Source organism: Streptomyces sp. NPDC005195 (assembly GCF_040608315.1).
GTDB lineage: Bacteria > Actinomycetota > Actinomycetes > Streptomycetales > Streptomycetaceae > Streptomyces > Streptomyces kaempferi.
This window is the reverse complement of the sequence record NZ_JBEXHZ010000252.1, coordinates 1-2,204: the sequence shown is the minus strand read 5'-3', so window position 1 is coordinate 2,204 and position 2,204 is coordinate 1. Positions and strand designations below refer to the sequence as shown.

The following is a 2,204-nucleotide window of genomic DNA, read 5'->3' as shown; positions in this document are numbered from 1 at the left end:
GTCCGCCGCGGCCAGCGCCTCGGCCGGCCCCCGGTTGCGGGCGGGCGGCTGCGGCAGACTGCGTGGTGCCGGTCCGGGACGCACAGCGTGGCCGGTGCCGGCGGCGTCACGCAGGAACCGTCCCAGGCGCCGGCCGGCGGTACGGACCCGCTCGGGGCTCGGACCGGCGGCACGTACCCGCTCGGGGTTCGGATGGGCGGGCCCCGCGCTGTCCGAGCCGGGCCAGATCAGCAGCAGCGCGCCCCAGGCTGTGGTCCCGGTGAGGATCGGCGCGGCCGCCACCGCGTGGTGGTACGGAAGGGCGATCGCCGCGCGCGGGTATCGACGGGCGATCTCCTGGGGATCGCCGAGCCAGACCAGCCTCTGCTCGCGCAGCGCCTCGGCCACCGGAACGGGACTGGACAACGCCACCCCGAACCAGGGCGCGAGGTACTCCGCCGGGATACCCGCGGTCACCTCCAGCCGCAGTGCCTGCCGGTCGGACGCCAGCAGGAAGACCGCTCCCGCGTGCACGCCCGTGTCGCGCACGGCGAGTTCCAGCAGCCTGTCCAGCTCGGCGCGGTGCGCCGACTCGGTGGGCGCAAGGCGGTGGGAGCCGTGGGGCTGTGCGGCACCGTCTTCCCGTATGGCGCACATATCAGCAGCCTACGTCCGCATCGCCGGGCCCCGCGCGGGAGGCCGGGCCACGCCGTCGGGAGGCCCGGCTACGCCGCCCGGGAGGACCGGCCGCCGGGCACGTCACCTCTTTCGCCCGTCCCGTCCCGCCACTCCCGTCCCGTCCCGCCACTCCCACGAGCTCAGGGGCACCACCTGGATCACGGCCTGAGCGGGGAAGCGAAGCCATGCCGACCGGGGGGATCAGCTTCTCCTTCAACTCCCCGGCGGCGGGACACGCGCCGCGCGCGAACTCCTTGTCCGCCCCGGCGTACCAGCCCGTCACCCGCCCGGTCCGGCCCGCGGCCGGCAGCACCGCCAGGCCCGGCCCCGTCTCCCTCACCCGCGCTCGTTCGAGACGACCGACAGCCCCACACCAGCGGCACATCCGACACCGTATCCAAGCCCTTGACGACCAATTCAGGCACCCGTCCTTCACCCTGAATTCCGCCCATGCGGTCCTGTCGGGCGCCCTTTTTCGCGCAATGTCGAGAATGCGGCCAGGTTCTGTAATGTTTCTGTGGGTGTCCCGGGAATTGCGGGAGCGGTGGAGTGGACCCGCCGCGGACACGTCCGTCTCACTCGCATCCCCCCTGAATGACACCTGGGCCCACGGCCCAGCGCCCTGGCGTCCCGCCGGCATCACGCAGATGAGTGATATCGCCCGGGATCCCCGGGCCGCTCTGTCGACGAGCGTTGTGCGAACGAGGTATTCCCTCACCGATTCCCGCTATCACTCACGGCTTCCGTTGACGCGCACCAGCCGAGTGCCGACGCTTTCCCCATGAACACGGGATCGTCGGGGCCGAGGAAATTCTCATGAAGACGTTTGTGCATCAGGGACAGAAAACCAGGGTGGTTTTCGGCAGCGGTACGCGCAGCCGTATCCCCGAGGAGGCCGACGCTCTCGGATGCCGTCGGGTGCTCGTCCTGTGCACACCGGGTCAGCTGGACCAGGCAGCGGAGACACGGGACCTGGTGGGCGCGGCAGCCGCCGGGAGGCTCGGCGCCCCAGGGCACCGCGAGACATCGGCATGCCCGAACCGGGGATCGAGGAGGCGGCCGAACTCATCGTGCGGGACGGCTACTGGAATCCGTGTCCGGTGGACCGGGCAGCCGTCCGTGCCTTCCTGACCCGCGCCTGGGCCGGGAGCCGCCGTCGACGCCACCGGACGACGTACATCCCCGGACCGACTCCGTCACCGAACCCTCGAACACCATGGGAGCGCGTCATGCGTGATCTGACCGGCGACACCATCACCGACGCTGTCATCGCGACCATGCGGGACACCAAGGAAGCCCGCCTCGCGGAGATCCTGGACTCACTGGTGCGGCACCTCCACGACTTCGTCCGCGACGTCGAACCGACGGAGGAGGAGTGGGCCCGTGGAATCGACTTCCTGACGCGCACCGGCCAGACGTGCACACCCACGCGCCAGGAATTCATCCTGCTGTCCGACGTGTTGGGCGTCACCATGCTGGTCGACGCCCTGAGCAACCGACGCCCCGCCGAAGCCACCCAGAACAGCGTCCTGGGCCCCTTCTTCAGG

Annotated in this window: 2 protein-coding genes and 1 pseudogene; 1 reads left to right on the top strand and 2 read right to left on the bottom strand. The window is 71.1% G+C overall.

The genetic code is table 11. From position 1 onward, the window contains the following. A partial coding sequence (locus tag ABZV34_RS38660; RefSeq protein WP_356287733.1) for a GAF domain-containing protein occupies nucleotides 1-636 on the bottom strand: 636 nt, incomplete at its 3' end. 217 nt (nucleotides 637-853) lie between these two features. Continuing rightward, nucleotides 854-1,026: pseudogene (locus ABZV34_RS38655) on the bottom strand (succinyl-CoA--3-ketoacid-CoA transferase); the annotation flags it as partial. Nucleotides 1,027-1,688: 662 nt separating this feature from the next. Between ABZV34_RS38655 and ABZV34_RS38650 the strand changes: the two are divergent. Next, on the top strand, nucleotides 1,689-2,204 hold a 516-nt coding region (locus ABZV34_RS38650; protein WP_356287730.1), incomplete at its 3' end, for a dioxygenase.